A 24,336-nucleotide genomic window follows, 5' to 3' on the forward strand; every position below is an offset into this window, starting at 1 on the left:
GGCGGCTACCTAGAACATCGAAGCAAAACACCAATTGGTATCCAGGTACTGTGGCGAGGTTGGTTAAAATTACACGACCTCTGTGAAGGTTGGCAGCTTGCAAAACAGACTTAACGGGAAAAGTCAGATAGAGCGACAAGCTTTGATTGCATCTGGTCAGTATCCCTCAGCATCGGCGCTAAAACAGATAAATAGGTTATGATGTGCGTAGGCGTAGCCCGTCGTAGACATCGCTTGAAGAATTTGTTCGGGATAATCAATTAGCTAGTTGTATTGCGGTGCGTAACGCAACGCTTTCACACCCTACTAAACTAAAAATTATCAGAAAATGTGCGATCGCATCCACCAATGGGAATTCTATATTTAGCAACTATTGCTACTTCACAATTAGAATTCCCAAGGTAAATATACGATGTCCTATCAAAATATCACAGGCTCCCTTTCGCTACAAGATATCCAAGAAATCAAAGCCGCGCTACAGACAGTCCAACAAAAGATGCCCTTTCTGATTACTCTTAGCACTGAAGAACGGCGTAAGTTAGTAAAAATGGGCGATAAAAGCCTAGCCTTTGTGAACAATAGCATTACTGCTGCTCAGTCTAACCGCGAAATTCTTCCAGCCACTTTTGACGTTGAGGAACTGGTTCAAGATTATCAATTAGCTGCTGCGCTTACCGAACTTTTAATCTCAATGCAGCAACTCACCGAACAGGTAGATGATACCCTAATGGCAGTCGGTAGTGAAGCTATGACTAGCAGTTTGACTGTTTATGATTACGTGAAGACTGCATCAAAAAAGACTCCAGGCTTAAAAACTGTTGCGGAACAGTTGGGCGAACGCTTTAAGGCTATGGGTAAGGGCAAATCTGCTAAAACTCCCGTCTCTTGATAATTTAGTACTCATCGGCTAACTGTAGGGGCGTACATTTGTACGCCCCTATTCTGTTTATCCACCTTTGAACTGGGTTAACGAGTATTTGAACTGGATGAATCCACCTCTGAACTGGGTTAACGAGTATTTGAACTGGATGAATCCACCTCTGAACTGGGTTAACGAGTATTTGAACTGGATGAATCCACCTTTGAACTGGGTTAACGAGTATTTGAACTGGATGAATCCACCTCTGAACTGGGTTAACGAGTCTTTGAACTGGATGAATCCACCTCTGAACTGGGTTAACGAGTATTTGAACTGGATGAATCCACCTCTGAACTGGGTTATAGCGGTTCCCAGCCAGACGCGGTATAATATTATATTGCAAGGTGTAGGGGCACGGCATGCCGTGCCCCTACGGGTGTACCTCACGTAAACGAGAACCGCTATAACATCCTTGTATTTCGTGATGGAACTTGGAGATTTGTAAATGAAACCTAATTTTGCCCAAATGTCCACAAAAGAATTGAGGGCGTATGTGCTTGCTAATCGGGAAGATATAGAAGCGTTGGAAACCCTATTTAATCGCCGCACTCCCGACTCAGAAGCAATTATATATCCCTCAATGTTTACTGAAGATGGTAAACCTATAGAAGAGAATAATCAGATAATTGCAGAAGCGATCGCTCAAAGAATCCAGCAAGAGAGAAATAATCAAAGTTAACTAGTTCCGTGGGTTTAAGTCCCCCGGTTCAAAAATCACGCAAGTTTTGTGTTTGGGTTAAATCCCCATTACAAAACAAAATTTACGAATTACGAATTACGAATTACGAATTACGAATTACGAATTATTTAATGGTGCAGTCCCTATGGTAGCCGCCAAATTTTGATTGTGTTGTCAAGGCTACCACTGACAAGGGTTTTGCCATCTGGGCTATATTTGGTTTTGTTGATTTCTAGCCAGTTGCAGAGCGGGAACTGAACTCTGGTGAGCGCTGTATCAATTATATAGAGCTATTCTACAGCACTCATTTGACAACTGGCATAGCTGGGACACCAGAAGCGGGAAGTTTTGCTCTATCCCTCGTACAACTTCTTCACTGTCCCATTGTGTTGATATCTCCATTAAAACTGCAACTCGAAGTCATGAAATGCCAAATTGCCAAAATTGCTGAGGGCGGTATCTCATATCATGTCCATTTAAATGCTTGTCATTGCGAGCGGAGCGTGGCAATCTCAAAACCTTGCGATTGCTTCATTTCACTTAGTTATATTCGCAATGACATACCGTAACTGATTCAGGACTTACGCAAAATACCTTTCAAACTCTTATTTCTCCGTGTTCTCTGTGTCTCTGTGGTTCGATTTTCCGTTACCTGTGCGTAAGTCCTATGATTGACAGGACATGATATCATCCCCATATTCTTTTCCTAGAACAGCTAATCTTCGCCTAAGATTTCCCACCACACGCCACTCATCACTCCAATAGCCCCTTGTACCATCGTTGAGTAATGCTGTGATAGCTGAAGTTACAGAGGTGTCGCAGAAGGCTGTTGCACGCTATTGTTAACAGTTTTTGGTTCTACAATAGCTTCTCGACCTGTAATCAATCTAGAGCGACGATTACGAGTGATGTAATTCCACGCCCACTGAAATACAACTAGTAATTTAGTGTCAAACTCGATTAAGAAGTAGATGTGAACTAATAGCCAAAATGCCCAAGCAAGGAAACCTGTGAGTTTGAGGAAGCCTAAATCTACAACAGCTAAATTTTGCCCAATCATCGCCAAACTACCCACATCGTTGTAATGAAATTGTGGCAAAGTCTGACCTTTAAGCCGTCGTTGAATTAGTTTACCTACATACTCTCCTTGTTGTTTAGCTACGGGTGCAACACCAGGTAAGAGTTTACCTTCTTGGTGGGAGAAGTTGGCTAAATCTCCAATTACGAAAATGTTGTCATAACCCTCGATAGACAAGTCAGGTTCTACAACTACACGCCCAGAGTAATCGCACTCTACACCTGTACTTTCTGCTAAGACTTTCCCCATTGGCGAACCTTGGACACCTGCTGCCCACAATATAGTGTTTGAGGCAATTTCTGTAAATTCATTGCCTTGCTTGAAAGTAACGATATCACCTTCAATATTTGTCACCCTGGTGTGAGTGTGGAGTTCCACACCCAACTTTTGCAAAGATACTGCTGCTGATGCCGATAACTCTGGCGCAATGTGTGGGAGGATGCGAGGGCCCCCTTGTAATAGTAAAATTTTCGTTTCTGAAGTGTTGATGCTGCGGAAATCTTCTTTGAGAGTTTTATATGCCAACTCGGCGATCGCACCTGCTAATTCTACACCAGTCGGGCCACCCCCTACAATCACAAAACTCAACCAAGCACGGCGAATTTCTGGATCAGTTTCTTTTTCTGCTGCTTCAAATGCGCCAAATATCCGGCGACGCATTTCAATCGCATCTTCCACAGTTTTCAAGCCAGGAGCAACTTTTTCCCAGTTATCTTTACCAAAATAGGAATGGTTAGCACCTGTAGCGACAATTAATGTATCATAAGGTACTACTTCATCACCCAAAATAACTTGTTGCGCTTTTGGATCAATATTATTTACTTCTCCCAACAACACCTTTGTATTCTTGCTTTTGCTAAATACAGATCGCAATGGTGCGGAAATATCAGAAGGTGATAGCGTACCTGTGGCAACTTGATATAAAAGCGGCTGAAATAGGTGAAAGTTACGTTTATCAATGAGAGTAACATTTACATTCGCTGCATTCAAAGCCTTTGCTGCATACAGTCCACCAAAACCACCACCAACGATAACAACCTGATGTGATGCATTATTCTCAAGTGAGACTGCCATAAGAAAAATTTCCTTGTGTTAAGAAGTTGTAACTATTCTTAACAAAGATGTAACAGCATTATGATAATGGTTGCTGTTTATTTAGAACAATTGAAAAAATAATGAAAGTAGCCAAAGTTAGTAATGAGTCATTATTACAGCATTTTTCAAGTATTTAGACCACAGATGAGACGGGGAGTGGGGAGTAGGGAGTAGGGAGTGGTGTAGTTCAATTACTTGAAAAGCGCTGTAAGAGAGAACAGTTTATCAAAACAGAATACATGCGTCAGTCGCCACAATTCAGAATGAATTTTGAACGAAAAAGCGGATAGCGTAGCGTAAAGCCTTCGGCACAGCTTCGCTTAGAGCGAGTCATCGATAGCGCAGCGTTAGCGAGTATTTTCGAGTCGCGTCAAGATTGCTGACTCCTGAATTCTGACTTCTGACTTCTTCTTCAATAATTATCAATTCGGCAAGCAGGTATATTTGCACTTATTGAAATGCTTTTCTTCAACACATCTATATAATAAGATATTCACTATGAGCGATAACTATATTTTGAAACGTATATATACATACAGACAGCAAATCCTAAAAGAAAATAAAGAAACCTGTCTTTCGCCTATCCAAATAATAAGATACTAATAGTAATAGGAGATACAAAATCTTGATTTGTAGCCTCATAAAAATTATATTTGAGTGCATCTGAGTACAGCTTAATATATTGCAAAATATCTTGATGAAATGTTTGCGAAAGCTTACAGGTAAAGTTTCTTGTAGCGAGCAAAGAAATTCTTAAACCCTACCCCAAAAATACTAGTACCCCTATCATTAAATACCAGCGCCCCTACCCCAAGAGAAATTTTAAGTTTATCTTGAGTCGGGGTTTTGGCGTTTGAGTACAACCTTAATCAATCCAATAAATCCAATCAGCATCGAGTTTTCTATCCAGTTGGAAGTCGCCTGATATAAGCATAAAAATAGCAGATGGATCTTTTTACCAGATAGACATTACCGATGCAACAGTCTTTAGACAGTATTAGCGATCATCAGACTACCAAAACGCAGAATTCTGCCCATACATCCATGCTGAAAAATCTCCTCTCTGGCGTTTTTTTTGAGCCATTATTGAGTGATTTTCGCATTATTTTTGAGCGCGACCCAGCAGCACGTAATTGGCTAGAAGTGGTGTTTTGCTATCCAGGATTGCACGCGCTATGTTTGCATCGTCTTGCTCACTGGTTACATTGTCGAGGAGTGAGTTTTATCCCCCGCTTAATTTCTCATTTGGGGCGATTTTTGACGGGAATTGAAATTCACCCAGGTGCAGAGATTGGTCAGGGCGTGTTTATCGACCACGGAATGGGTGTTGTCATTGGCGAAACTGCGATCGTCGGCGACTATACACTGATTTACCAAGGCGTCACCCTTGGCGGAACTGGTAAAGAAACTGGTAAGCGTCATCCCACAGTGGGTAAAAATGCAGTAATCGGAGCGGGTGCGAAAGTTTTGGGTAATCTGCAAATTGGCGATCGCGTCCGTATTGGTGCAGGTTCCGTTGTCTTACAGAATGTCCCCAGCGATCGCACAGTTGTGGGAGTTCCCGGTCGAATTATTTCTCGGAACGAAAGCGCCAGCCTTTCTCCTTTAGAACATGGAAAGCTACCCGATGTGGAAGCAACCGTGATTCGTTCTTTGCTCTCGCGCATTGAAGAACTCGAAAAACAACTGCAAACTTTAGGCGTTAAGAGTCATTAGTCATTAGTCATTGGTCATTGGTCATTCGCAAAGGATAAATGACAGAGGACAAATGACAAGCGACAAAGGACAAAGGACAACTGACAACTGACAAAGGACAAAGGACAAAAGACAAATGACAAATCACGTTTTGCAGATTCCTTTGAGCGATCGCTGGCGAATCTACCATCGTTTGCAAGAGTTAAAAATTAAGAGTTCTTGTCCCCCCGATGGTTCTTTACGAGTGCAAGTGAACAATTTGCTCGAAGTAATTCTAATTCGCAGTACAGTTATGCAATTTCTTGCTTCTCGTCACGAATTATTAGAGTGGCTAGAGCGTTGCTGGCATTACAGTGATGAGTCCTGAATACAAATGAAAAGTTTTTCATACCCCACTCCCCACTCCCTACTCCCCACTCCCCTCTTTGTTCATAGATGCACAAAGCTTGAATAGGTTTAGAAGTTGAAGCTACTGTGCGCTAGCAGAATTTGTTGCAGACTGAGGGAGATTAACCGAGTTTTAGATTTTATCCAGTCTCCTAAATCTGAAATTTTCCTGACATCTAGCGACAATTACAAAGGTGAAATTAGCAAACTAGACTGGGAATTTCTGATTTTTAATTCTTTTCCAAATTAAGAAATTGAAAGTTCAATCAATTATGGCGACTCGTAACAGAGATATAAAACTTCTGAATTTTTTGCACAATGAACTTGAACTTTCAAATGCGGATATTGCTGTAGCTCTGCGACACCGTGAATTAGAAAATGGGCCACTACCGATGCTCCTCTGGCAGTATGGTTTAGTTGACTTGGAGCAGCTAGGAAAGATTTTTGACTGGCTAGCAGAACAAAGTTAGCTCATTTGAACCCTTTAGCTTTGAGTACCATTACCTGCCGAAATTACACACCAATGCTCTAAAAAATCTGAGGTTACTAAGATGATTACATCCTTAATTGCTGGATTCTGTGTTTTACTTTGTTCAGGATTTGCTAATAGCTATATCAGTTCATTGCTAATCGAAGAAATTTCAACTGACATCGGTAAAAACGAATAGTAAATTATACATGGTTTTAGTTCCCTGCCATACAGATGTGATGCTACTAATCGGTCAATAATTAAGGATCATGTATCCTAGATTATGAATTGTGATATTTTTAGCATTTACCATCGCTGGGAATTGTAGAGAGAAAGGTTATTAAGAATACTTCCAAGAGAGGGATATTTGCAATGAATCAAATCATAATTAATGACACTACATTACGTGATGGCGAACAAGCAGCAGGTGTTGCTTTTACCCTAGAAGAAAAAGTTGCGATCGCTAAATTTCTTGATGCTATTGGTATTCCCGAATTAGAAGTCGGTATACCGGCAATGGGTGACGAAGAAACACGAGCGATCGCCGCAATTTCTGACTTGGGTTTACAAGCAAAACTCCTCGGCTGGAACCGCGCCGTCATCTCAGATATTAAGGCTTCTATAGCTTGCGGTCTGAACCGGGTGCATATTGCCATTCCCGTCTCTGGTATCCAAATCGCCGCCAAATTCCACGGTCAATGGCGAGTAAGTTTGCAAAAACTCAAAGACTGTATCAGCTTCGCCGTCGATCAAGGTCTTTGGGTAGCAGTCGGCGGAGAAGATTCTTCCAGGGCTGATGAAAACTTCCTTTTAGATGTAGCGCTTTATGCCCAAGAATGGGGTGCATCCCGGTTTCGCTTCTGCGACACCGTAGGAGTTCTCGATCCTTTCAGCACCTACACCAAGGTAAAACGCCTGGTTTCAGCTTTGATGATTCCTCTAGAAATCCACACCCACAATGATTTTGGTCTGGCAACTGCCAACGCCCTTGCGGGTATCAAAGCCGGAGCTTTATCAGTGAATACCACAGTAAACGGATTAGGTGAAAGGGCGGGAAATGCAGCTTTAGAAGAAGTTGTGATGGCGATCAAACGCATCTACGGCGTTGATTTGGGCATCGACACTCCTAGTTTGCTGGAACTGTCACAACTAGTTGCAGCCGCATCAGGTGCTAGTGTACCACCCTGGAAAGCGATCGTTGGCGAAAATACCTTTGCTCACGAATCTGGCATCCATGCTCACGGAGTAATGCAAAACCCCATCACCTACGAACCATTTGCTCCCGAAGAAGTGGGTTGGGAACGACGTTTAGTAGTAGGAAAACATTCTGGACGGCATTTGGTTGCAAACTTGCTAGAACAGCATGGAATTTTCTTGAACTCCCAAGAAACCCAATCTGTTTTAGATGCAGTGCGCCACCAATCGGTACAGAAAAAACGCAGTTTGACGACAGAAGAACTATTGAATTTGGTCAGAGAACAGAGGTACTCTCATGCAACGTGATGAATTAGAGCTAAACTTGCCACCTGCTTTTGAAATTGGTGAAAAAGTCAGAGTTCGGAAACTGCTTAAGAACGATGGTACTTTTCCTGGTAAAGAAGTTGGGCAAGTTTTAGTGAACAAAGGAGATATCGGCTACATAGCGAGTATAGGCACATATTTGCAGACTTCCTATATATATGCTGTGCATTTCTTAGAAACAGGGTTCGTCGTCGGCTGTAAGAAAAAAGAACTAGAATCTGTTGAGGAATCTCATGAAAGTAATGCTACGCATGAATGACGCCGGTACTTTAGTAGTTTACGTTGCTAAAAAAGACCTTGAAGAAGAAGTCGTCAAACAAACCGATGGAAATGATGGCAAGGTTCTCACCCTAGCAAATGGTTGGGAATTGGAATTTCGTGATTTGCCAGACACAGCAAATTTACCTCAAACAGTAGAAGCGAAACGCCTCGCGTAAAAAATGGGGAGTATGTTTTTCAAATATTGCACCTGTTCCCACAACCGCCTCAGAATTCATTCTGAGGCTAATAGCTAAAGTCTTCTAAAGAAGACTAAGTAAGGTTTTTAGTCCACTTTAGTGGAGTTAAGCTATTAGCCAATAAATTTATTTATTGGCGGGAGATGGAGCAGGTGCAAGAAAGATTTGAGGAGTGGGGATTTATGAGTTATGAGTTATAAATTTTAACTCCTAACTTATAACTCTTAACTAATGACTAATGACTAATGACCAATGACTAATGACTAATTACTAACTTTTTATCAATCATGGGTGACAAGTATTTGACGTTATCAGAATTGAATCTTGAGGGACAGTTACTAGGTTTTCTTGGTGGTGAACCAGGAAAATATAAATACTTACAATTGGCAGTTCCATCTGGAAATGTGGAAATTAAACTGCCTAAAGAGTTACGCCGTTTACTAAGTTCATCCTTAGTTCCTGGCCAGCAAATTCGCGTTTGTGGCCATAGTAAGGTAGATTCGCGCACAAGTAAAATAAAAATTAAAGCCTATCGGGTGACACCAATTGATGCGTGTCCAAAGCAAGATTTACCGCCTCAAACCAAAGCGAGGATTATGGTATGTCAAAAGGGCGGTTGCCTCAAGCGTGGTGGTAAAGGGTTATTATCAGAATTAGAAAAAACTTTGTGCGATCGCGGTTTGTTAGACAAAGTTACCATTGAACATACTAGTTGCCAAAAATGCTGTAGCAGCGCCCCCAACTGTGTTTTACAGCTTGGTAAAAAGAAATACAAGAATATTCATCCTGAAGCGATCGCATCTTTGCTAGAAAGTCACTTAACAGAGTAATAAACTTCTCTAGCTATTCTTAAAATAATACGCAACTTTTTAGGGGTAAAATTTTTACCCCTATTTGTTGTAAGTATCATCTATATAGCACCCTTGTCAAACTGCGATCGGCTAAGTTCTAACTACTGCACTGCTAGTAATACGGAATACAAACAGAACTTATAAAAATTTTCTGTAGTCTTGTTCAAGCTGGATTACAACCCTCATTCAGTAGATAATTTTTTTAATTGTTTTACAGCCCTGTTTGAAATTTCTATTTGATAAGTCACGATTCTAATTATTGTTTGTACTGTTCCCAAGTAATAGTAGGTTCATTTTTAGCTTCTTCAAAAGCTTTAATATCCTCTTGATCCTCTGCTTTCCTAATATCTATAGGACTAGTATTTGATTTTTGAAATGCACGTAGTGGACTGTCTACGCAAAATAGTGCATTAGACGTAGGTTGGGTGGAGCGGAGCGCAACCCAACATATATCAGGATGTTAGCAATGGCTTAGCCTCCACCCAACCTACAATTTTTTTGCAATCATTAAAGCCTAGACAGTCCATTACAAGACTACCGAGATTTTTTCAGAAATCAAATATGATTCCTATAACAGTTCTATAACATCTTCTAAAGTATCTTTATAAGCTTGTTCTAGTCTTTGATTGATTGCTTTTAACAACTCTTGTCTTTTAGTTGTAGTTTCCATAATTAACCTCTGCAACTGCAAGCTTTTTAATTAATTTCCGCTTGAGTGATTGTTCTGGTAAACAGACTCATTAACGATTGTTGAGCAGCCCAACTACGAACTATTTCAGACTTGTTAGGCTTCATTAATTCTGAGAAAACGTTTGTATCAAGAATAATCATTCTTCAAATGTTGATAGGGTGCGAATAAGTTCTCTAGGAATTTCCGGTAATTCAAAGTCCCCCAAATTCGCAAAACGTTCCTCAAGTATATTAGCTAAGTTTAAGGGATGGTCGTAATTTTCTGTTAGAGCCAGACAAAGAATTTCTTTAGCTTCTTCTTCGAGATAACGACCATGTTTTTCGGCTCGTTTCTGTAGACGAGATTTGATGTTATCATCAAGATTAGATATAGTAACACTGTTCATAATCAATTCCTCATATTACTTTTTAAATCAAACTTTCCAATGCGTGTTGTAAATCATTTGTAACATCAGCAACAGCTTGCCTCGCACCCAAACGATTTTGCTTATACGCCGGGTAATGCTCAGAAATAGATATGGGTTCACCCACAGTAATTTTTACCTTTTGCTTACCCAATTGTGGACGCTGTACACCTTTATCGCCTTTAATTTTAGCAATCATTTGCCATAAAATTAAAGTCGTCTCAGCAAACCTTTCTGCTGTGGGATTTTCACGAATATAATTACCAGAAACAGCCACAAAACTTTCTACTAAACGCATGTGCCACATCCGCGCATTCGCTTCTTCTGCAACGCGATCGCCTAAAGCTCTTTCTACAGCAGAGACTCCTTTCACATCCTTAAAATCTTCTCTAAATATATAATTCCACCCAGCTTGTTCTACCCGCCGACATCGGTCACTTAAAGTACCTTTTGAATGCAAATCAAAATACTGTTCTGATATTAATAGCGCCGCATTCAATAAAGCTTGTAACCGAACTGCTAAAGCTTCATTTCTATCTTCAATTTCTCCTACTACTGTTTTGATATCTGACAGCTTTAGATGATAAAACCGGGTGTAAAATTTTTCCATCAGCGAAAGTAAATGTTCTGCCAAAGTTAATAACCGGGGATAAAGCGACTCTATAGAAGCATGTTCTGCTGCATTCACAGGTAAACCACTAGCCGCTTCCAATTCACTTAAAAGATTGGCGATCGCATCCCAAGGAGCATCAACGTAACTATATTTAATCCCAACTGGTACAATTAGAACCTGTTGGTCGCGTCCAGCTTTGTGCAAATCTTCAGCACACCAAAAGCCTAATTGGGCGATACCGGGTTCTAAGGGGCTAATATTCTCCGATAAACCATTGGTTGCACCCTCTGGCGCAGCCGCCATCGGAAATTTCCCATTGGCGAACAAGTCACGCGCCGAACGTAACCCCGTCCAGTCAGCCTTACCTCGCTGAATCGGAGTCCCACCTAAACGAGAAGCAATCCAGCCAACGTAGGAACCTGCCCATAGAGGAATGCCGCGATCGTAGATAAAATGAGCGTGAATTGGAAATTGTAGTGTTGTGTCTTGCGATCGTGCTACCTTTGGCACGAGTTGAGACAGCAAGTAACCTAAACAAAGTGGATCGTCTGTTTTCGGATGGCGAAATGCCAGCATAAAACGCATCTTACCCTCCTGAAATTGGCGATAGAGATCCACCATAACCTCTACGTTGTCTGCTTCAATTTGGGTAATAGCTGTTTGCCAGTTTATCCAACTGGGTAGCAACAGATGGACAACTCGTAGAAATAAGGGGTTAAACGCCGGAGGAATAAATTCTAAGGGTGGCTGTGCTTGATAAATTACATCTGCCAAAGTAGTTTCTCCTAAAGATGCCACGATTTATAATCGCCTGGTGGGGTTATTTCTTTTAAGCTATCTTAACGGCTGTAAAATGCCCTGACAATTGAAGTCACAGCTATACAGACAAACCTGACGCAAAAATCCTCTCTACTTCTTTTCTCTCTGTATTCTCTGCGTCTGAAGTGGTTTGTTTATTTGGATAATTTATTTTTTGGAAATCCCTTAGTCGATGCAATGCTATTGTTAGTCAATGCAATGCTATTGTTAGTCGATGCAATGCTATTGTTAGTCAATGCAATGCTATTGTTAGTCAATGCAATGCTATTGTTAGTCGATGCAATGCCATTGTTAGTCGATGCAATGCCATTGCAGGTCAAGAAACTTGTGTATATACCGTAGCCTTAAAAAGTGGGAACCAGAATCAAAGTCCCCCAATTTATTGCAAAGCCACTTCGTTAGACCGCAAGCTACTCTTGTTGTACGTGGGTGCATTTAGGAGGATCTAAAAGTATTTGATAGATCGCTAAAGACTTTTCAAACATCCTCCTATAGAGTATTTTCTGCCAGGGCTATTTCGTTCTAGACAGAAACCGCCCAGAACTGAAGTTCACAGGCTTTTAGCTAAAGTCCGTTAAAACGGACTATAACCTTTTCTCAGTCGTCTTTAGACGACTTTCGCTATTAGACTCAGAATTCATTCTGAGGCGGACTAGATGAGAATGAAATAGCCCTGATTTTCTGCTGCGATGGAAAATGTGGGCAGATAATACAGGTTTAGCGGCACTGGCAAATCTTAATAACAGGATAGACTCAAGCTAAATCCTGGCAATACATTTTCACCGGATAATTGTGTAGGCAGATTTTGCACTTCCACATCTTGTTTTTGGTGATAAATTTCCACTTGCTGTTGTTGGGGATTTATCAACCATCCCAATTGCACCCCCGCATCCATATACTCTTGCATTTTGGAACGCAACATTTCCAAATCATCTGTTGCTGACCTTAATTCAATGACAAAATCGGGTGCAATGGGGGGAAATTTGCGTCTTTGTTCAGGTGTGAGTGTTTGCCAACGTTCTCGTTGAATCCAAGCGGCATCTGGGGAACGGTCAGCACCATTGGGTAATTTGAATATAGTAGAAGAACTGAAAGTGTAACCGAGGCCAGTTTGCCGATTCCAGATTCCCAGATCAATAATTAAATCTGCTTCTCGATTGCCGCTTTCACCTCCAACGGGGGACATGATGATTAATTCTCCCTTGGCAGTGCGTTCAAATTTCAATTCGCGGTTATTTTGACATAAGTGATAAAATTGTTCGTCACTCAGGTGAACGGTGTCTAGTTTTAATGTCAAAGCACTCATAACCTAGACCTAGATTAAATAGTTGCAAAGATTATATCATGCCACATCTTAACGGCTGTAAGATGCCGATCAGACACCACGCAAGTTCAAAAACTAAGATACCTTCTTAGTCCGCCCAGGCAGACGAGAGTTTGTGTGGCCGCGATTTCTAATCGCCAAGTGGTTTATAAACAAATTAGTGATTATGGAAAGGGATTAAACGATGCGACTTTCACAAATGTTATTTGTTACACTCCGGGATGATCCAGCTGATGCTGAGATTCCTAGCCATAAATTATTACTCCGTGCAGGTTATATTCGTCGCATCGGTAGTGGTATCTATGCTTATTTACCTTTGATGTGGCGGGTATTACAAAAAGTTTCCCAGATTGTGCGCGAAGAAATGAATGCCACAGGCGCACAAGAATGTCTCTTACCACAACTACAACCAGCTGATTTATGGAAGGAATCGGGACGCTGGGACACTTACACCAAAGCTGAGGGGATCATGTTTTCCCTAATTGACCGCCGTGAGCAACAATTAGGATTAGGCCCAACTCATGAAGAAGTAATCACAGCGATCGCTCGTGATATGATTGGCTCTTATCGCCAGCTACCACTACATCTCTACCAAATTCAAACCAAATTCCGCGATGAAATTCGCCCCCGCTTTGGTTTAATGCGCGGACGAGAATTTATCATGAAGGACGGCTACTCTTTCCATGCCGATGAAGCCAGCCTCAAAGAAACTTACCAGGATATGTATAAAGCGTACAGCAATATGCTGCGGCGTTCTGGTTTAGCTTTTCGGGCAGTGGAAGCTGATTCTGGTGCAATTGGTGGTTCTGGTTCCACAGAATTTATGGTTTTGGCAGAAGCTGGTGAAGATGAAGTTCTCTACACTGAGGATGGTAAATACGCCGCTAACGTAGAAAAGGCTGTTTCTTTACCAATTGACGCTGAAACCTCACGGTTTACAACCTACGAGAAACGCGATACACCTGGAACAGAGACAATTGAAAAGGTTTGTCAACTTCTCAACTGTTCTCCCACTCAATTGGTGAAAAATGTCCTTTATCAGACAGTTTATGATAATGGGATAACGGTGTTAGTTCTGGTGAGCATCCGAGGCGATCAGGAAGTTAATGAAGTCAAGTTGCAAAATGAATTGACCAAATTAGCTGCTGAGTATGGTGCTAAAACTATTATTAGTCTGAATGTACCAAATGTCGAAGCGCAGCAAGCATGGACAGCGAAATCTCTACCTTTAGGCTACATTGCGCCAGACATCGCAGATGAGTATATTAACGCCAATAACCAGATCCATCCCAAGTTTTTGCGCTTAGTGGATCAAACAGCCGTTGATTTAAAAAACTTTGTTACAGGTGCGAATGAAGCTGGCTATCACGTAGTCGGTGTTAATTGGGGTGAGCAATTTAAGTTACCAAACGCTGTAGTAGATATACGAAAGGCAAGACCAGGCGATCGCGCCATTCATAACCCAGAACAAACTCTCTTCAGCGCCCGTGGAATTGAAGCAGGTCACATCTTCCAATTAGGCACTAAATATTCCCAAGCGATGGGAGCAACTTATACTAATGAACAGGGTGAAGAAAAGCCCCTATTTATGGGTTGTTTTGGCGTAGGCGTATCACGATTAGCGCAAGCTGCCGTAGAACAATCTTACGATAAAGATGGGATTATTTGGCCAGTTGCGATCGCACCCTACCACGCGATCGTCACAATTCCAAACATAAAGGATGCTCAACAAATCGAAATCGCCCAAAAACTTTACACAGAACTTAATCAAGCGGGAATTGAAACCCTACTAGATGACCGCGACGAACGGGCTGGAGTGAAATTTAAAGATGCTGACTTGATAGGCATACCTTATAGAATCGTAACCGGACGAGCGATCGCTAATGGCAAAGTCGAAGTTGTAGAAAGAGCCACCCGCAACTCTCAAGAAATAGTCATTGAGGAAGTTACAACCACACTTAAACAGTGGATTACCGCCGCCATTCAGGTAAAAAATTAAACACTTACATTTACGCAGAGGAATAAATACTTTCCTTAGCGTTCCTCTGCGTTTTACTCAGCGTTCCTCTGCGTTGTAAATTTAATCTTCAATCATCTCCAAAAAGAAAGAGATTTACATAATTTGGTAGGTGACGAATTAGAAATAGAAATTCTAAAATTAAATCAGGGACTTGCAGAATTAAAAATAATCGCCTCCTCCAGGTAGCGGGAAACTCTTCAGTTATAAGTATCGTCCTTAACCAGGCTGCTCCTCACATAACTACCATATCAGCCCTCAGTCAGGAAGGTTTTGAACATGAAAGGCCAACAAGGATCTAATCGTATTTCTTCAGGCGCAATTGCAGCCGTTTCAGCAGTGGTTGTAGCGGTGGGTGGCGGTGTGGCTTGGTTTACTTCCCAATCCAGCAATACTCCCACACCATCAAACCCCTCTGGGCGCATCGAACAGCCAGCACAGCCATCAACTAGGCAGCCAGCTAATGAGCAAACCCCTAACGTTTATTGGCTAAAACCAACGGACAAAAATGTTACTTTAGTCCCCCAGCCTGTTAGAGTCGCTTCTATACGCCCCAACCAGCCATTAGAAGCAGCTTTCCAAAGTTTGTTAGCAGGCCCAACAGAAGGGACAGATTCCACAACTATCCCCAAAGGAACCAAACTTTTGGGGCTGAAAGCGGAAAATGACGAAGTTCACGTTAATTTATCTGAAGATTTTACCCGTGGTGGTGGAAGCACATCAATGATGGGTCGCGTCGGACAAGTTGTTTACACTGCGACAACTTTAAATCCCAAAGCCAAAGTGTACATTGACGTGAACGGCAAACCGTTGGATGTTTTAGGCGGTGAGGGTGTAGAGTTACAACAGCCACTAACTCGTGAAAGCTTTCAGAATAATTATCCGCTTTAGTCATTAGTCATTGGTCATTGGTCATTAGTCATTAGTCATTGGTCATTAGTCATTGGTCATTAGCAAAGGACAAAGGACAAAGGACAAATGACAACTGACCTAACGTTTACTATTTAACACACGAAAGTTACGGGCTTGCTGTTCTAACCTTGTGGCAAGGCGATCGCAAACCCGATTACACAAATCAAAAATCATTTCATCTTCCACCCGGTAATAGGCGCAAGTTCCTTCACTGCGGCGGCTAAGGATACCTGCTTGCCACATTACCTTCAGGTGTTTTGACACATTTGCCTGAGAAGTCTGTGTTGCCTCTACCAACTCTTGCACGCATTTTTCTTCATCCCGTAATAAGTGGAGCAGCCGCAGGCGCATCGGCTCACTTAACAGACTGAAGTATTCAGCTACTTGTTGCACCACTTCTGGCGGTAAAGGCAACGTTTGTTTCATCAGGATTAACCCGCAAGGACTGAAGTTTTAACGATGACTCATTTGGGATGATTCATTTCATATATAGATTAATACTTAATCAGGGTTAATTCGCATCAAAGGTTGACCATATTCTACAGCGTCGCCATTTTGGAGAAGAATTTCCATCACCTGTCCAGAGACTTCGGCTTCGATTTCATTCATCAGCTTCATGGCTTCAATGATACAGACAGTTTGACCCTTGCGGATGCGATCGCCCACTTCCACAAATGCCGCTTCCCCCGGCGCCGGAGCGCGATAAAACGTTCCCACCATTGGGGAAGGCACTTCTACTAATCTCTGGTCAAGGGTTGAGGAGGGATTTACTGACAACTGCAATTGTGTGCTAGTACCAGTATTCTCAAACACACGAGATGTGGACACCTCCGTTACCTGATTCGTGTTCACCTGGTTTCCCCCAGATGAACCCGATGTCAAGCCCGAACCCACCACACCGCCGAAGGTTGCTTGACCTACCGACAACATCTGATTGCTGACGCTCACAGCCTTACGGACTGTTAGTTCAAAATCATCGCTTTTGAGCGTCACTTCTGCAATATCTGTTTGTGCAATAGTTGCCAGTAGTTGGCGGATTTCATTAAAGTCCAATGGCACAGTTTTTATTACCTCGACCTATCCGTAAATGAGCATCTTAAGTGTGGCAGGGATTTAATCCCTATGTAGGGATTTAAATCGGGAACAAGCATCTCCATAGAGATGAAAGTTATTCCCTGCTGATATACTTATCTTCCTGGGTATCAACTTTGATGCGTTCTCCTTGGGAAATAAACAAAGGAACCATCACAACTGCACCAGTTTCCAGAGTTGCTGGTTTTGAGCCACCGGTTGCAGTGTCACCTTTTAAACCTGGATCTGTTTGTACAATTTCCAGAACCACAGACTTAGGCAATTCTACTCCCAGCACTTGGTCGCCCCACCGAATAACTTCAGCTTCCATACCTTCCTTGAGGTATTTGACGCGATCGCCAATTTGTGCGCGGGTTAATCTGCCTTCTTCGTAGGTTTCCATATCCATAAAGACGTACTCATCGCCCTCTTTATAGGTATGCTGCATCGTACTTTTTTCTAGAGTGGCTTGCGGAACTGTTTCCCCGGCTCGGAACGTTTTTTCCATCACGCTGCCACTCTGGACATTTTTTAACTTAGTTCGGACAAAGGCAGAACCTTTACCTGGCTTGACGTGCAGGAATTCTAGCACTCGCCATACAGACCCATCTAATACAATTGAAACACCGGGTCGAAAGTCGTTACTGGAGATCATGAAACTTTCAAATTTTGGAAGACAATCGGCATTTATTGTACCCTTCTAGGGTCGTCATTGGGCATTTCTCATTAGTCATTAGTCATTTGTCATTAGTCATTAGTCATTTATCCTCCGCCCTTAACGTGGGAAGATTATTGATGGGTTACGTCCAGTCAACAATCTAATGCTGCATTTGAGTTATCCCATGCTTAACTTATTAAAATCCTGGCTGAAGAACAGCCTAATGGCAATACTGCTGGTAACAATATTTTTAGGCATAACTACAGCTGGGTGGACTCCCTCCAGTAGCGCCGCACTGCCATCCGGCAATGCAATTACCGACGGTAAGGCTTTGTTGCGGTATGCACTCCCGATAGATAACAAACCTGTACGGCAATTACAAGCCAGTTTAGAGGACATCTCTGCCCAACTCCGGGCAAATCGGCGGTGGGGTGCTATTTCCAAGGACATCAGCAAAGCATCCCGCATTCTCGATAAACCCTCCCAAATCTTAACAAGCGTTCCCGAAGAACGCCAACCCCAAGCCGAAGCTTGGATTACCGAGTTGAAATCTGGGGTGGGTAAATTAGAAGAATTGGCGAAGAGTAAAGATAAAGAACAAATTCTGGAACAGAGAGGCAAACTTCTGAATCTCGTTACTCAGTTAGAAGAGTCAATGGTGAAACAATTCCCCTTTGAAGTACCTACTGAGTACAGTAACCTGCCACAACTTAAAGGTCGTGCTACTGTAGAATTCAAAACTAACAAAGGCGATTTGACCCTTGTAGTAGATGGTTATAGCGCCCCTGTCACTGCTGGTAATTTTGTAGATTTGGTGCAGAGGGGTTTTTATAATGGCTTAGAATTTACCCGTTCTGAAGAATCTTACTTTCTGCAAACTGGAGATCCCGCCGGCAAAGACGTGGGTTTTATTGATCCAAACACGGGCAAATATCGCGCTATTCCCTTAGAAGTCTTAGTTCAGGGTGATAAAGCACCTACTTATGGCATTACTCTAGAAGAAGCTGGTCGTTACGTTGATATGCCAGTTCTACCTTTTTCTGCTTTTGGAGCAGTGGTGATGGCTCGTCCTGAAAGTGAAGTAAATGGAGGTTCTTCGCAATTCTTCTTCTTTCTCTTTGAACCAGAACTCACCCCCGCCGGACGCAACCTATTAGATGGACGTTATGCCGTTTTTGGCTATCTCACTGAAGGTAAAGAAGTTTTGGATAAACTGACGGCTGGTGACAAAATTGAATCGGCAACTGTGATTCAGGGAATAGAAAATCTGGTTGAGCCGCAAGCGGCATAATATATTTTAGATTTTGGATTGAATCCAAAATCTAAAATATATTAATATTCTTTTTAAAGATGGAACTTAATCATTAATTTTGTTGGGTTCCCCAAATTTTAAGTTTCTTCTATTCTTTTGTTTAATTCTTCATTAGCTTTTTTGACCTTTTTGTAGTGTTCGCTATTTTTGTTAATTTTTAAACTTCTTCTTACTATTATTCTTCTCTCGTTAATATTTTTTATAAACCAATTCCAGACAAAGACCGGAATAGATAAAAACCACAATAGAGTAATAGAAACAATTAAATTAATAATTCCCTCAAAAAATGGTTTCTGGTCTCGATTAATTTGTAAGTATGACCTGCCATTATCATCCAAGAAAGTATCTAGCTTTTTAGCATCAATATATATTTGGCTAGTGTTACAATTGTAATAAAACTTGATGCGTTCTTTGTCAGTTTTTAGGTATAGCGTTGATATCTGACATCCTTCTGAATTATATGGTGTCTCAACCTCAGTACCTAAAAGTTGAAATTTGGTAATTGAATTAGACCAAAATACAGGCAAAGTAGTGTGTTTTAGCTGACAGATTACATATCCCTGTTTTAGTCGTTGACAAGTGATAGTATCGGTAATGCTGATTGGAAATATCCAGATGATGTAACAAATAAATAGAAGAAGTCCGCAGCATCCAGAACAGCCTGGATATTTAGACGAGGACTGAGACATATGTGTTAACTCCTTAATTCCTCTTTTCAACCTCTTTCTAGATTGTGATTTGATGCTTTTGGGTTAAACACATTGCAATACCTTTCTCGTAATAAGCTGCTTCATTGATAAAAATAGGATAGGTAGTTGAGTTGGCTTTGTAGGGAATTGTTTGACCATCAAATGTTAAGAACATAGGATCACCAGGATTTAAAGGCTCATAATCTTTAAACTGAAGCTGAGGATGGATCATGGCTTGAATTTCTCCGTGTTCGTTTCTGGGATAATCAATTGCTTCTATATATTTGTAGAAGATAAGGGTATTTGGGAACGGTGGTACTTTTCCCTGGTTGTACAGTTCTAAATAATCTAAAATTGTGTAAATTATGGCTTCAGTTTTCAGAAAAATATCTGCATTCAAAACACCTTGAGGAACAGAGCCAACCTCAATAGCAACGCTAAATTTGCCAAGCGATCGCAGCGAATTATCACCTCTACCAGAGTTTCCAGAACTATAAACCTTGACTGAAGGATTAACATAACTGAGATAGGCGGCTAATTGCAGATTGAAGGGTTCATCATTATCGACAATAATGGTTACGCCCATGTTGGCAGTTGTACTATGTAAATCCAAGATAAAATCAACAGGGGTTTTACCATTTTGACCAAACAGATGGTCAATCTCTTGAGCTAGTAAATCCTCATAACCAGAAAGTGTTGAATCCTCTAAATTTTGACGCAGAAAGCACCGATTTAAATCTTTGTCAATGTATCGTCTTGCTGCTGCAAATGCTTTAGGATTAGCCAACAACGTCAGTGTTTCAAAATTGGATTTACGAATTAGCTCAGGAAATTGCTCAAAAAGTTTGATCAAGTATGCTCCAGTAAACTCGTTCCCATGAGTTCCACCTCCAATCAATACTCGATTGATTTGGCTCTTAAGTTTCATTTCTGGTTCCCCAATTGCAACTGATTGTATTGCTCTGAAGATATCTTGGAAAACCATGATACAATCATCTGGTTTATGCAACATTCCATGACTAAAACGTCATAATGCTGAAAAAACAAGAATCTTTAGCCTCTCACAAATGGTCAATTGGGATGAACTAGAACTGCGTCACCTGAAGTATGCGATCGCTGTAACCCAGAAGCAAGGATTTACCAACGCTGCTGCGTATCTGGAAATCGATCAGGGATTTCTGAGTAGGCAAATCAAGTGGCTGGAGAAAAAAATTGGATTTCAGCTATTTGATCGCAACCAGCGCCCGTTAAAATTAACAGATGCGGGAAATGAGTTTTTGCAAGAAGCCTGTCAAATTCTCAGTCAGGTTGAACGAGCAATTGAATTAGGTCAACGGTTAAGTCGTGGTGAGAAAGGACGATTAACTATAGGAATCAATACCTCCATCGCCAACAGCAAACTACCCGATATCCTCCGAGCATTTCATGAGAAGTTTCCAGAAGTAGAATTGGTGTTACAGGAAATAGCTTCCTATGACCAAATTGAGAAGTTGCGAAACCAACAACTGGATTTAGGTTTCTTTCATCTGCATAATTTGCAAAATATCAAGAGTAATAATGATGATGTCTTAACTTTTATGCCCATTCTTCAAGAATCGCTAGTCATTGTTTTACCGGAAAACCATCGTTTCGTAAGGCGAACTAGCATTTCACTTGCAGCACTGGCAAATGAGCAATTTATCTTACCACCACATAACTTGTTATATAACTTACGCGATCAAATTAATAGGCTTTGCGTGGATGCAGGTTTTCAGCCAAAAGTCAGACAAGAAGCAGCATGGATATCAACTGTTCTGAGTTTGGTTGCAGGTGGAATGGGGATTTCACTACTTCCGGCAAACGTACAAAATCTTCAACGAAGTGGTGTAGTCTATCGTTCTATACAAGGACAATCACCAGTATTAGAAATCGTTGCTGTTTGGCGAAGTGATCATCTATCTATAATTTTGAAAAATTTCCTTGAAGTGATTGGGAATTTAGCATGAATTTATCTTCAATATTTTTCAGATCAGCATCGTTGAGGAATTTTTAGTTTAATCACGATTAAAAGACGACTACTAAGTAGTCAGACAGAATTAATTACACAATGTCATTGCGAACGCTCACAATGACTGTAAATATTTTTGTCCATCTACTTATCTATGGTCTACTAACCAAGATTACCTGCATTCAACACCTGTTCAACTGCAATATTCAATTCTGGAAAAGTTCGTGATAGAATTTGCCCAGTAGCTATAAAAACTGTTTCTTCGTAAAATCCATCTTCCAGTAGTAACACCGAAATTTTTGCTTTGAGTGGGTCTACAATCCAATATTCAGGAACCTCTAAGGCCGCATATTCGGAGCGTTTATAACGATAGTCCCGTTTGATCGATTCTGGACTGACCACCTCGACAATTAGTAACGGCGGTGATTGAAATACTGCTGAGGCATTCAACAATTCTCTAGCTTGCTCCAGTGTCACTACACACAGATCAGTCAACCTAGATTTATTTCTACCAGTTCTCACCCCACTTTCTTGAAAACACAGCCAAGGAGAACTACAACGCTTGATTTCTGAATCTAGTAATTGCTCAAGAAATTTGGCAATCAGGAAATGTTCAATAGTAGGTGGGTTCATCAGCTCTAGCTTGCCATCCACCAGTTCATAATGGAAATCGTTGCCATCATCATAGGTTAAGTACTCCTCAAAGGTGATCCTGGTTACTGGTGTACTAACCATCCCAACTGTCTCCTAAGCGATACCCATATCTTACAGCTATTTTCAGGTAAATAGACCACACGGTAAGGGTAAAGCGCATTGCTAAACCCCTACGACAGATATGGTTCAAATACATGAAAATTGCTGTAATGAGTCTTTGATACTCGTGAATGAGTATTTGAACTGGATGAATCCACCTTTTATCTCCGTTAACGAGTGTTTGAACTGGATGAATCCACCTTTTATCTCCGTTAACGAGTGTTTGAACTGGATGAATCCACCTTTTATCTCCGTGAACGAGTCTTTAAACTGGATGAATCCACCTTTTATCTCCGTGAACGAGTCTTTAAACTGGATGAATCCACCTTTTATCTCCGTGAACGAGTATTTGAACTGAATGAATCCACCTTTTATCTCCGTGAACGAGTATTTGAACTGAATGAATCCACCTTTTATCTCCGTGAACGAGTATTTGAACTGAATGAATCCACCTTTTATCTCCGTTAACGAGTATTTACAGCTATTTTCAGGTAAATAGACCATGCGGTAGGGGTAAAGCGCAATGCTCATACGTGTCAACTTAAGCCCCGACGAATGGAATTCGCGGCTACACAAACAAAGCCCACCTCCGTGGGCTAAGAGAAAATTAAGCTTTTTGTAACCCAGGTCGGTGGGTAAAGCCTCGTGTAGACGCGGTTTCTAACCGCCCTTTTAACGTTAAGTTGACACCAATGAGCGCAATGCTAAACCCCTACGACAGATGTGGTTCAAATACATGATTTCTGCTGTAAATCGTAAAGTGAGGGAGATCAGGGAGAATAATTACTAACTCCTAACTCCTATTTCTTCGTAATTTTGCAACACGGAAAACCGATTGTGAATAATGAGTTATCTTCTCAACAAGTAAAAGATATTGGTGAACAAGGTCTTTTAGAAAGATTGCAGCGCTTCTGTCCTCCAGAAATTATCGGCGATGATGCAGCAGTGATTGAGACTGCACCAGAGCAATCTTTGGTCGTAACAACAGATGTGCTGATTGATGGCGTGCATTTTAGTAATGTTACCACTTCCCCAGAAGATGCTGGTTGGCGGGCTGCTGCTGCCAATTTATCAGATTTAGCAGCAATGGGCGCTTCCCCATTGGGAATTACCGTCGGGTTGGGACTCCCCGGTGAAGTTAGGGTGAGTTGGGTTGAGCTATTGTACCAGGGAATGACAGAATGCCTGCAAAAATACAATACCTCAATTGTTGGGGGTGATATTGTGCGATCGCCTGTGACTACTCTGGCAATTACTGCTTTTGGTCAAGTTTCCCCTCATCGAATTATCCGCCGTTCTGCTGCTGTCGTAGGAGATGCGATCGTCGTTACAGGCGTTCATGGAGCCTCAAGAGCTGGCTTAGAACTGCTCTTGCATCCCGAATTAGGACAAGACCTCAACGACGTGGAAAAGACGGCTCTAATCCGGGCACACCAACGCCCACAGCCACGATTAGATGTCTTACCAATCCTCCAGAAAATTTTAACTCCTAACTCCTGTACAGACGCGATTAATCGCGTCTGTACTCCTAACTCCCAACTCCCCATTGCTGGTATGGATAGCAGCGATGGTTTGGCAGATGCGATTATTCAAATTTGCCGCGCCAGTGGCGTTGGCGCGGTCTTAGAACGCAGAAAAATTTCCATTCCAGCAGCTTTTGACCATTGGCTGACACAAGAGCAAGCCCTAGAATATGCTCTATACGGTGGCGAAGACTTTGAATTAGTGCTGTGCTTACCACAAGAGTCAGCATCAGCCTTAGTGCAACATCTTGGTCAAGATGCTGCGATCATAGGCAGCATTACATCTGGATCAACAGTACTATTGCACGATGAACAAAAAAAATTCCCTGACCAAGTTCTGAGTCTTAGCCAGGGATTTCAACATTTTAGTCAATAGTCAATAGTCAATAGTCATTTGTCCTTTGTCTTTTGT

28 protein-coding genes and 1 pseudogene are annotated in these 24,336 nt (G+C 41.6%); 16 read left to right on the top strand and 13 right to left on the bottom strand.

All coding sequences use genetic code 11. The annotated features are described in order from the left end of the window. Positions 1-412: 412 nt before the first annotated feature. On the top strand, positions 413-889 hold the full coding sequence (locus LC653_RS16010; protein WP_229495408.1) for a hypothetical protein: 477 nt from the start codon (positions 413-415) through the stop codon (positions 887-889). 4 nt (positions 890-893) lie between these two features. Here the strand turns inward: LC653_RS16010 and LC653_RS16015 are convergent, their stop codons facing one another. Beyond that, complete coding sequence (locus tag LC653_RS16015; protein WP_229495409.1) at positions 894-1,280, bottom strand: hypothetical protein; 387 nt, start codon at positions 1,278-1,280, stop codon at positions 894-896. Between the two features lie 84 nt (positions 1,281-1,364). On the opposite strand from LC653_RS16015, the gene LC653_RS16020 reads away from it, so the two are divergent. After that, positions 1,365-1,598: a DUF6887 family protein gene (locus LC653_RS16020; protein WP_229495410.1), complete on the top strand. Its 234-nt coding sequence runs from the start codon at positions 1,365-1,367 to the stop codon at positions 1,596-1,598. Between the two features lie 143 nt (positions 1,599-1,741). Here LC653_RS16020 and LC653_RS47335 read toward each other — a convergent pair whose 3' ends face one another. After that, positions 1,742-1,882: a hypothetical protein gene (locus LC653_RS47335; RefSeq protein WP_372478182.1), complete on the bottom strand. Its 141-nt coding sequence runs from the start codon at positions 1,880-1,882 to the stop codon at positions 1,742-1,744. Between the two features lie 521 nt (positions 1,883-2,403). Beyond that, positions 2,404-3,750: an NAD(P)/FAD-dependent oxidoreductase gene (locus LC653_RS16025; protein WP_229495411.1), complete on the bottom strand. Its 1,347-nt coding sequence runs from the start codon at positions 3,748-3,750 to the stop codon at positions 2,404-2,406. A 996-nt stretch (positions 3,751-4,746) separates the two neighbouring features. Here LC653_RS16025 and cysE point away from each other — a divergent pair. The 7 genes from cysE to LC653_RS16060 all read left to right on the top strand — a co-directional run bounded on the left by cysE (position 4,747) and on the right by LC653_RS16060 (position 9,131). Beyond that, positions 4,747-5,487 carry a serine O-acetyltransferase gene (gene cysE, locus LC653_RS16030; RefSeq protein WP_229495412.1) on the top strand — a complete coding sequence of 247 codons (741 nt, stop codon included), beginning with the start codon at positions 4,747-4,749 and terminating at the stop codon, positions 5,485-5,487. Positions 5,488-5,602: 115 nt separating this feature from the next. Then, a complete protein-coding gene (locus LC653_RS16035) occupies positions 5,603-5,833 on the top strand; it encodes an Asr1405/Asl0597 family protein (RefSeq protein WP_229495413.1) in 231 nt (76 codons plus the stop codon). A gap of 292 nt (positions 5,834-6,125) precedes the next feature. Continuing rightward, positions 6,126-6,323 carry a DUF2949 domain-containing protein gene (locus LC653_RS16040; RefSeq protein ID WP_109012176.1) on the top strand — a complete coding sequence of 66 codons (198 nt, stop codon included), beginning with the start codon at positions 6,126-6,128 and terminating at the stop codon, positions 6,321-6,323. 371 nt (positions 6,324-6,694) lie between these two features. Further along, entirely contained in the window at positions 6,695-7,825 is a 1,131-nt protein-coding gene (gene nifV, locus LC653_RS16045; protein WP_229495414.1) for a homocitrate synthase, read from the top strand. Continuing rightward, the gene (locus LC653_RS16050) at positions 7,815-8,102 is read left to right on the top strand and encodes a nitrogen fixation protein NifZ (protein WP_012407236.1); all 288 of its coding nucleotides are present in this window, start codon (positions 7,815-7,817) and stop codon (positions 8,100-8,102) included. The genes nifV and LC653_RS16050 overlap by 11 nt, the downstream gene beginning before the upstream one ends. Beyond that, positions 8,077-8,280: a putative nitrogen fixation protein NifT gene (nifT, locus tag LC653_RS16055; RefSeq protein WP_100900485.1), complete on the top strand. Its 204-nt coding sequence runs from the start codon at positions 8,077-8,079 to the stop codon at positions 8,278-8,280. Before LC653_RS16050 ends, nifT begins: the two co-directional genes overlap by 26 nt. A gap of 308 nt (positions 8,281-8,588) precedes the next feature. Beyond that, the gene (locus LC653_RS16060; RefSeq protein ID WP_229495415.1) at positions 8,589-9,131 is read left to right on the top strand and encodes a (2Fe-2S) ferredoxin domain-containing protein; all 543 of its coding nucleotides are present in this window, start codon (positions 8,589-8,591) and stop codon (positions 9,129-9,131) included. 723 nt (positions 9,132-9,854) lie between these two features. On the opposite strand, the pseudogene LC653_RS16065 reads toward LC653_RS16060, so the two are convergent. The 3 genes and pseudogenes from LC653_RS16065 to LC653_RS16075 form a co-directional block, all read right to left on the bottom strand. Beyond that, positions 9,855-9,983, bottom strand: a pseudogene (locus tag LC653_RS16065) (VapC toxin family PIN domain ribonuclease); the annotation flags it as partial. Further along, entirely contained in the window at positions 9,980-10,228 is a 249-nt protein-coding gene (locus LC653_RS16070; RefSeq protein ID WP_229495416.1) for a FitA-like ribbon-helix-helix domain-containing protein, read from the bottom strand. The gene LC653_RS16070 and the pseudogene LC653_RS16065, both read right to left, overlap by 4 nt. Before the next feature lie 22 nt (positions 10,229-10,250). Beyond that, positions 10,251-11,633, bottom strand: coding sequence for a lysophospholipid acyltransferase family protein (locus tag LC653_RS16075; RefSeq protein WP_229495494.1), 1,383 nt, complete (start codon positions 11,631-11,633; stop codon positions 10,251-10,253). A gap of 222 nt (positions 11,634-11,855) precedes the next feature. Between LC653_RS16075 and LC653_RS16080 the strand changes: the two genes are divergently transcribed. Further along, complete coding sequence (locus LC653_RS16080; protein ID WP_229495417.1) at positions 11,856-12,020, top strand: hypothetical protein; 165 nt, start codon at positions 11,856-11,858, stop codon at positions 12,018-12,020. Positions 12,021-12,414: 394 nt separating this feature from the next. Here LC653_RS16080 and LC653_RS16085 read toward each other — a convergent pair whose 3' ends face one another. Further along, a complete protein-coding gene (locus LC653_RS16085; protein WP_229495418.1) occupies positions 12,415-12,984 on the bottom strand; it encodes a Uma2 family endonuclease in 570 nt (189 codons plus the stop codon). A gap of 202 nt (positions 12,985-13,186) precedes the next feature. Here LC653_RS16085 and LC653_RS16090 point away from each other — a divergent pair, with 202 nt between their 5' ends. Further along, positions 13,187-15,001 carry a proline--tRNA ligase gene (locus tag LC653_RS16090; RefSeq protein WP_229495419.1) on the top strand — a complete coding sequence of 605 codons (1,815 nt, stop codon included), beginning with the start codon at positions 13,187-13,189 and terminating at the stop codon, positions 14,999-15,001. A gap of 297 nt (positions 15,002-15,298) precedes the next feature. Then, positions 15,299-15,910: a GerMN domain-containing protein gene (locus LC653_RS16095; protein WP_229495420.1), complete on the top strand. Its 612-nt coding sequence runs from the start codon at positions 15,299-15,301 to the stop codon at positions 15,908-15,910. A 99-nt stretch (positions 15,911-16,009) separates the two neighbouring features. On the opposite strand, the gene LC653_RS16100 is transcribed toward LC653_RS16095, so the two are convergent. The 3 genes from LC653_RS16100 to efp form a co-directional block, all read right to left on the bottom strand. Further along, positions 16,010-16,357: an ArsR/SmtB family transcription factor gene (locus LC653_RS16100; RefSeq protein WP_100900476.1), complete on the bottom strand. Its 348-nt coding sequence runs from the start codon at positions 16,355-16,357 to the stop codon at positions 16,010-16,012. Between the two features lie 75 nt (positions 16,358-16,432). Further along, on the bottom strand, positions 16,433-16,990 hold the full coding sequence (gene accB / locus LC653_RS16105; RefSeq protein ID WP_229495421.1) for an acetyl-CoA carboxylase biotin carboxyl carrier protein: 558 nt from the start codon (positions 16,988-16,990) through the stop codon (positions 16,433-16,435). Positions 16,991-17,099: 109 nt separating this feature from the next. After that, entirely contained in the window at positions 17,100-17,657 is a 558-nt protein-coding gene (gene efp, locus LC653_RS16110; protein ID WP_229495422.1) for an elongation factor P, read from the bottom strand. Between the two features lie 187 nt (positions 17,658-17,844). On the opposite strand from efp, the gene LC653_RS16115 reads away from it, so the two are divergent. Beyond that, complete coding sequence (locus LC653_RS16115; protein WP_229495423.1) at positions 17,845-18,951, top strand: peptidylprolyl isomerase; 1,107 nt, start codon at positions 17,845-17,847, stop codon at positions 18,949-18,951. A 98-nt stretch (positions 18,952-19,049) separates the two neighbouring features. Here the strand turns inward: LC653_RS16115 and LC653_RS16120 are convergent, their stop codons facing one another. After that, positions 19,050-19,661 carry a hypothetical protein gene (locus LC653_RS16120; protein WP_229495424.1) on the bottom strand — a complete coding sequence of 204 codons (612 nt, stop codon included), beginning with the start codon at positions 19,659-19,661 and terminating at the stop codon, positions 19,050-19,052. A 37-nt stretch (positions 19,662-19,698) separates the two neighbouring features. Continuing rightward, positions 19,699-20,589, bottom strand: coding sequence for an aspartoacylase (locus LC653_RS16125; RefSeq protein WP_229495425.1), 891 nt, complete (start codon positions 20,587-20,589; stop codon positions 19,699-19,701). A 139-nt stretch (positions 20,590-20,728) separates the two neighbouring features. On the opposite strand from LC653_RS16125, the gene LC653_RS16130 reads away from it, so the two are divergent. After that, complete coding sequence (locus LC653_RS16130; protein WP_229495426.1) at positions 20,729-21,646, top strand: LysR family transcriptional regulator; 918 nt, start codon at positions 20,729-20,731, stop codon at positions 21,644-21,646. A 164-nt stretch (positions 21,647-21,810) separates the two neighbouring features. On the opposite strand, the gene LC653_RS16135 is transcribed toward LC653_RS16130, so the two are convergent. Continuing rightward, positions 21,811-22,383: a Uma2 family endonuclease gene (locus LC653_RS16135; RefSeq protein ID WP_229495427.1), complete on the bottom strand. Its 573-nt coding sequence runs from the start codon at positions 22,381-22,383 to the stop codon at positions 21,811-21,813. 237 nt (positions 22,384-22,620) lie between these two features. Between LC653_RS16135 and LC653_RS16140 the strand changes: the two genes are divergently transcribed. Together LC653_RS16140 and thiL are read left to right on the top strand one after the other, a co-directional pair. Further along, positions 22,621-22,869 (top strand): hypothetical protein, encoded by a 249-nt coding sequence (locus tag LC653_RS16140; RefSeq protein WP_229495428.1) that lies wholly within the window; start codon positions 22,621-22,623, stop codon positions 22,867-22,869. A 369-nt stretch (positions 22,870-23,238) separates the two neighbouring features. Continuing rightward, on the top strand, positions 23,239-24,300 hold the full coding sequence (gene thiL / locus LC653_RS16145) for a thiamine-phosphate kinase (protein ID WP_229495429.1): 1,062 nt from the start codon (positions 23,239-23,241) through the stop codon (positions 24,298-24,300). Positions 24,301-24,336 lie beyond the last annotated feature (36 nt).

The organism is Nostoc mirabile CHAB5784, from assembly GCF_020829645.1.
GTDB lineage: Bacteria > Cyanobacteriota > Cyanobacteriia > Cyanobacteriales > Nostocaceae > Nostoc > Nostoc mirabile.

Excerpts from the sequence above, each read along its gene's own strand:
- LC653_RS16010 (WP_229495408.1), top strand. The coding sequence starts at position 413 with ATGTCCTATCAAAATATCACAGGCTCCCTTTCGCTACAAGATATCCAA.
- LC653_RS16015 (WP_229495409.1), bottom strand. The coding sequence starts at position 1,280 with ATGCCGTGCCCCTACACCTTGCAATATAATATTATACCGCGTCTGGCT.
- LC653_RS16020 (WP_229495410.1), top strand. The coding sequence starts at position 1,365 with ATGAAACCTAATTTTGCCCAAATGTCCACAAAAGAATTGAGGGCGTAT.
- LC653_RS16025 (WP_229495411.1), bottom strand. The coding sequence starts at position 3,750 with ATGGCAGTCTCACTTGAGAATAATGCATCACATCAGGTTGTTATCGTT.
- cysE (WP_229495412.1), top strand. The coding sequence starts at position 4,747 with ATGCAACAGTCTTTAGACAGTATTAGCGATCATCAGACTACCAAAACG.
- LC653_RS16035 (WP_229495413.1), top strand. The coding sequence starts at position 5,603 with ATGACAAATCACGTTTTGCAGATTCCTTTGAGCGATCGCTGGCGAATC.
- LC653_RS16040 (WP_109012176.1), top strand. The coding sequence starts at position 6,126 with ATGGCGACTCGTAACAGAGATATAAAACTTCTGAATTTTTTGCACAAT.
- nifV (WP_229495414.1), top strand. The coding sequence starts at position 6,695 with ATGAATCAAATCATAATTAATGACACTACATTACGTGATGGCGAACAA.
- LC653_RS16050 (WP_012407236.1), top strand. The coding sequence starts at position 7,815 with ATGCAACGTGATGAATTAGAGCTAAACTTGCCACCTGCTTTTGAAATT.
- nifT (WP_100900485.1), top strand. The coding sequence starts at position 8,077 with ATGAAAGTAATGCTACGCATGAATGACGCCGGTACTTTAGTAGTTTAC.
- LC653_RS16060 (WP_229495415.1), top strand. The coding sequence starts at position 8,589 with ATGGGTGACAAGTATTTGACGTTATCAGAATTGAATCTTGAGGGACAG.
- LC653_RS16070 (WP_229495416.1), bottom strand. The coding sequence starts at position 10,228 with ATGAACAGTGTTACTATATCTAATCTTGATGATAACATCAAATCTCGT.
- LC653_RS16080 (WP_229495417.1), top strand. The coding sequence starts at position 11,856 with ATGCTATTGTTAGTCAATGCAATGCTATTGTTAGTCGATGCAATGCTA.
- LC653_RS16085 (WP_229495418.1), bottom strand. The coding sequence starts at position 12,984 with ATGAGTGCTTTGACATTAAAACTAGACACCGTTCACCTGAGTGACGAA.
- LC653_RS16090 (WP_229495419.1), top strand. The coding sequence starts at position 13,187 with ATGCGACTTTCACAAATGTTATTTGTTACACTCCGGGATGATCCAGCT.
- LC653_RS16095 (WP_229495420.1), top strand. The coding sequence starts at position 15,299 with ATGAAAGGCCAACAAGGATCTAATCGTATTTCTTCAGGCGCAATTGCA.
- LC653_RS16100 (WP_100900476.1), bottom strand. The coding sequence starts at position 16,357 with ATGAAACAAACGTTGCCTTTACCGCCAGAAGTGGTGCAACAAGTAGCT.
- efp (WP_229495422.1), bottom strand. The coding sequence starts at position 17,657 with ATGATCTCCAGTAACGACTTTCGACCCGGTGTTTCAATTGTATTAGAT.
- LC653_RS16115 (WP_229495423.1), top strand. The coding sequence starts at position 17,845 with ATGCTTAACTTATTAAAATCCTGGCTGAAGAACAGCCTAATGGCAATA.
- LC653_RS16120 (WP_229495424.1), bottom strand. The coding sequence starts at position 19,661 with ATGTCTCAGTCCTCGTCTAAATATCCAGGCTGTTCTGGATGCTGCGGA.
- LC653_RS16125 (WP_229495425.1), bottom strand. The coding sequence starts at position 20,589 with ATGAAACTTAAGAGCCAAATCAATCGAGTATTGATTGGAGGTGGAACT.
- LC653_RS16130 (WP_229495426.1), top strand. The coding sequence starts at position 20,729 with ATGGTCAATTGGGATGAACTAGAACTGCGTCACCTGAAGTATGCGATC.
- LC653_RS16135 (WP_229495427.1), bottom strand. The coding sequence starts at position 22,383 with ATGGTTAGTACACCAGTAACCAGGATCACCTTTGAGGAGTACTTAACC.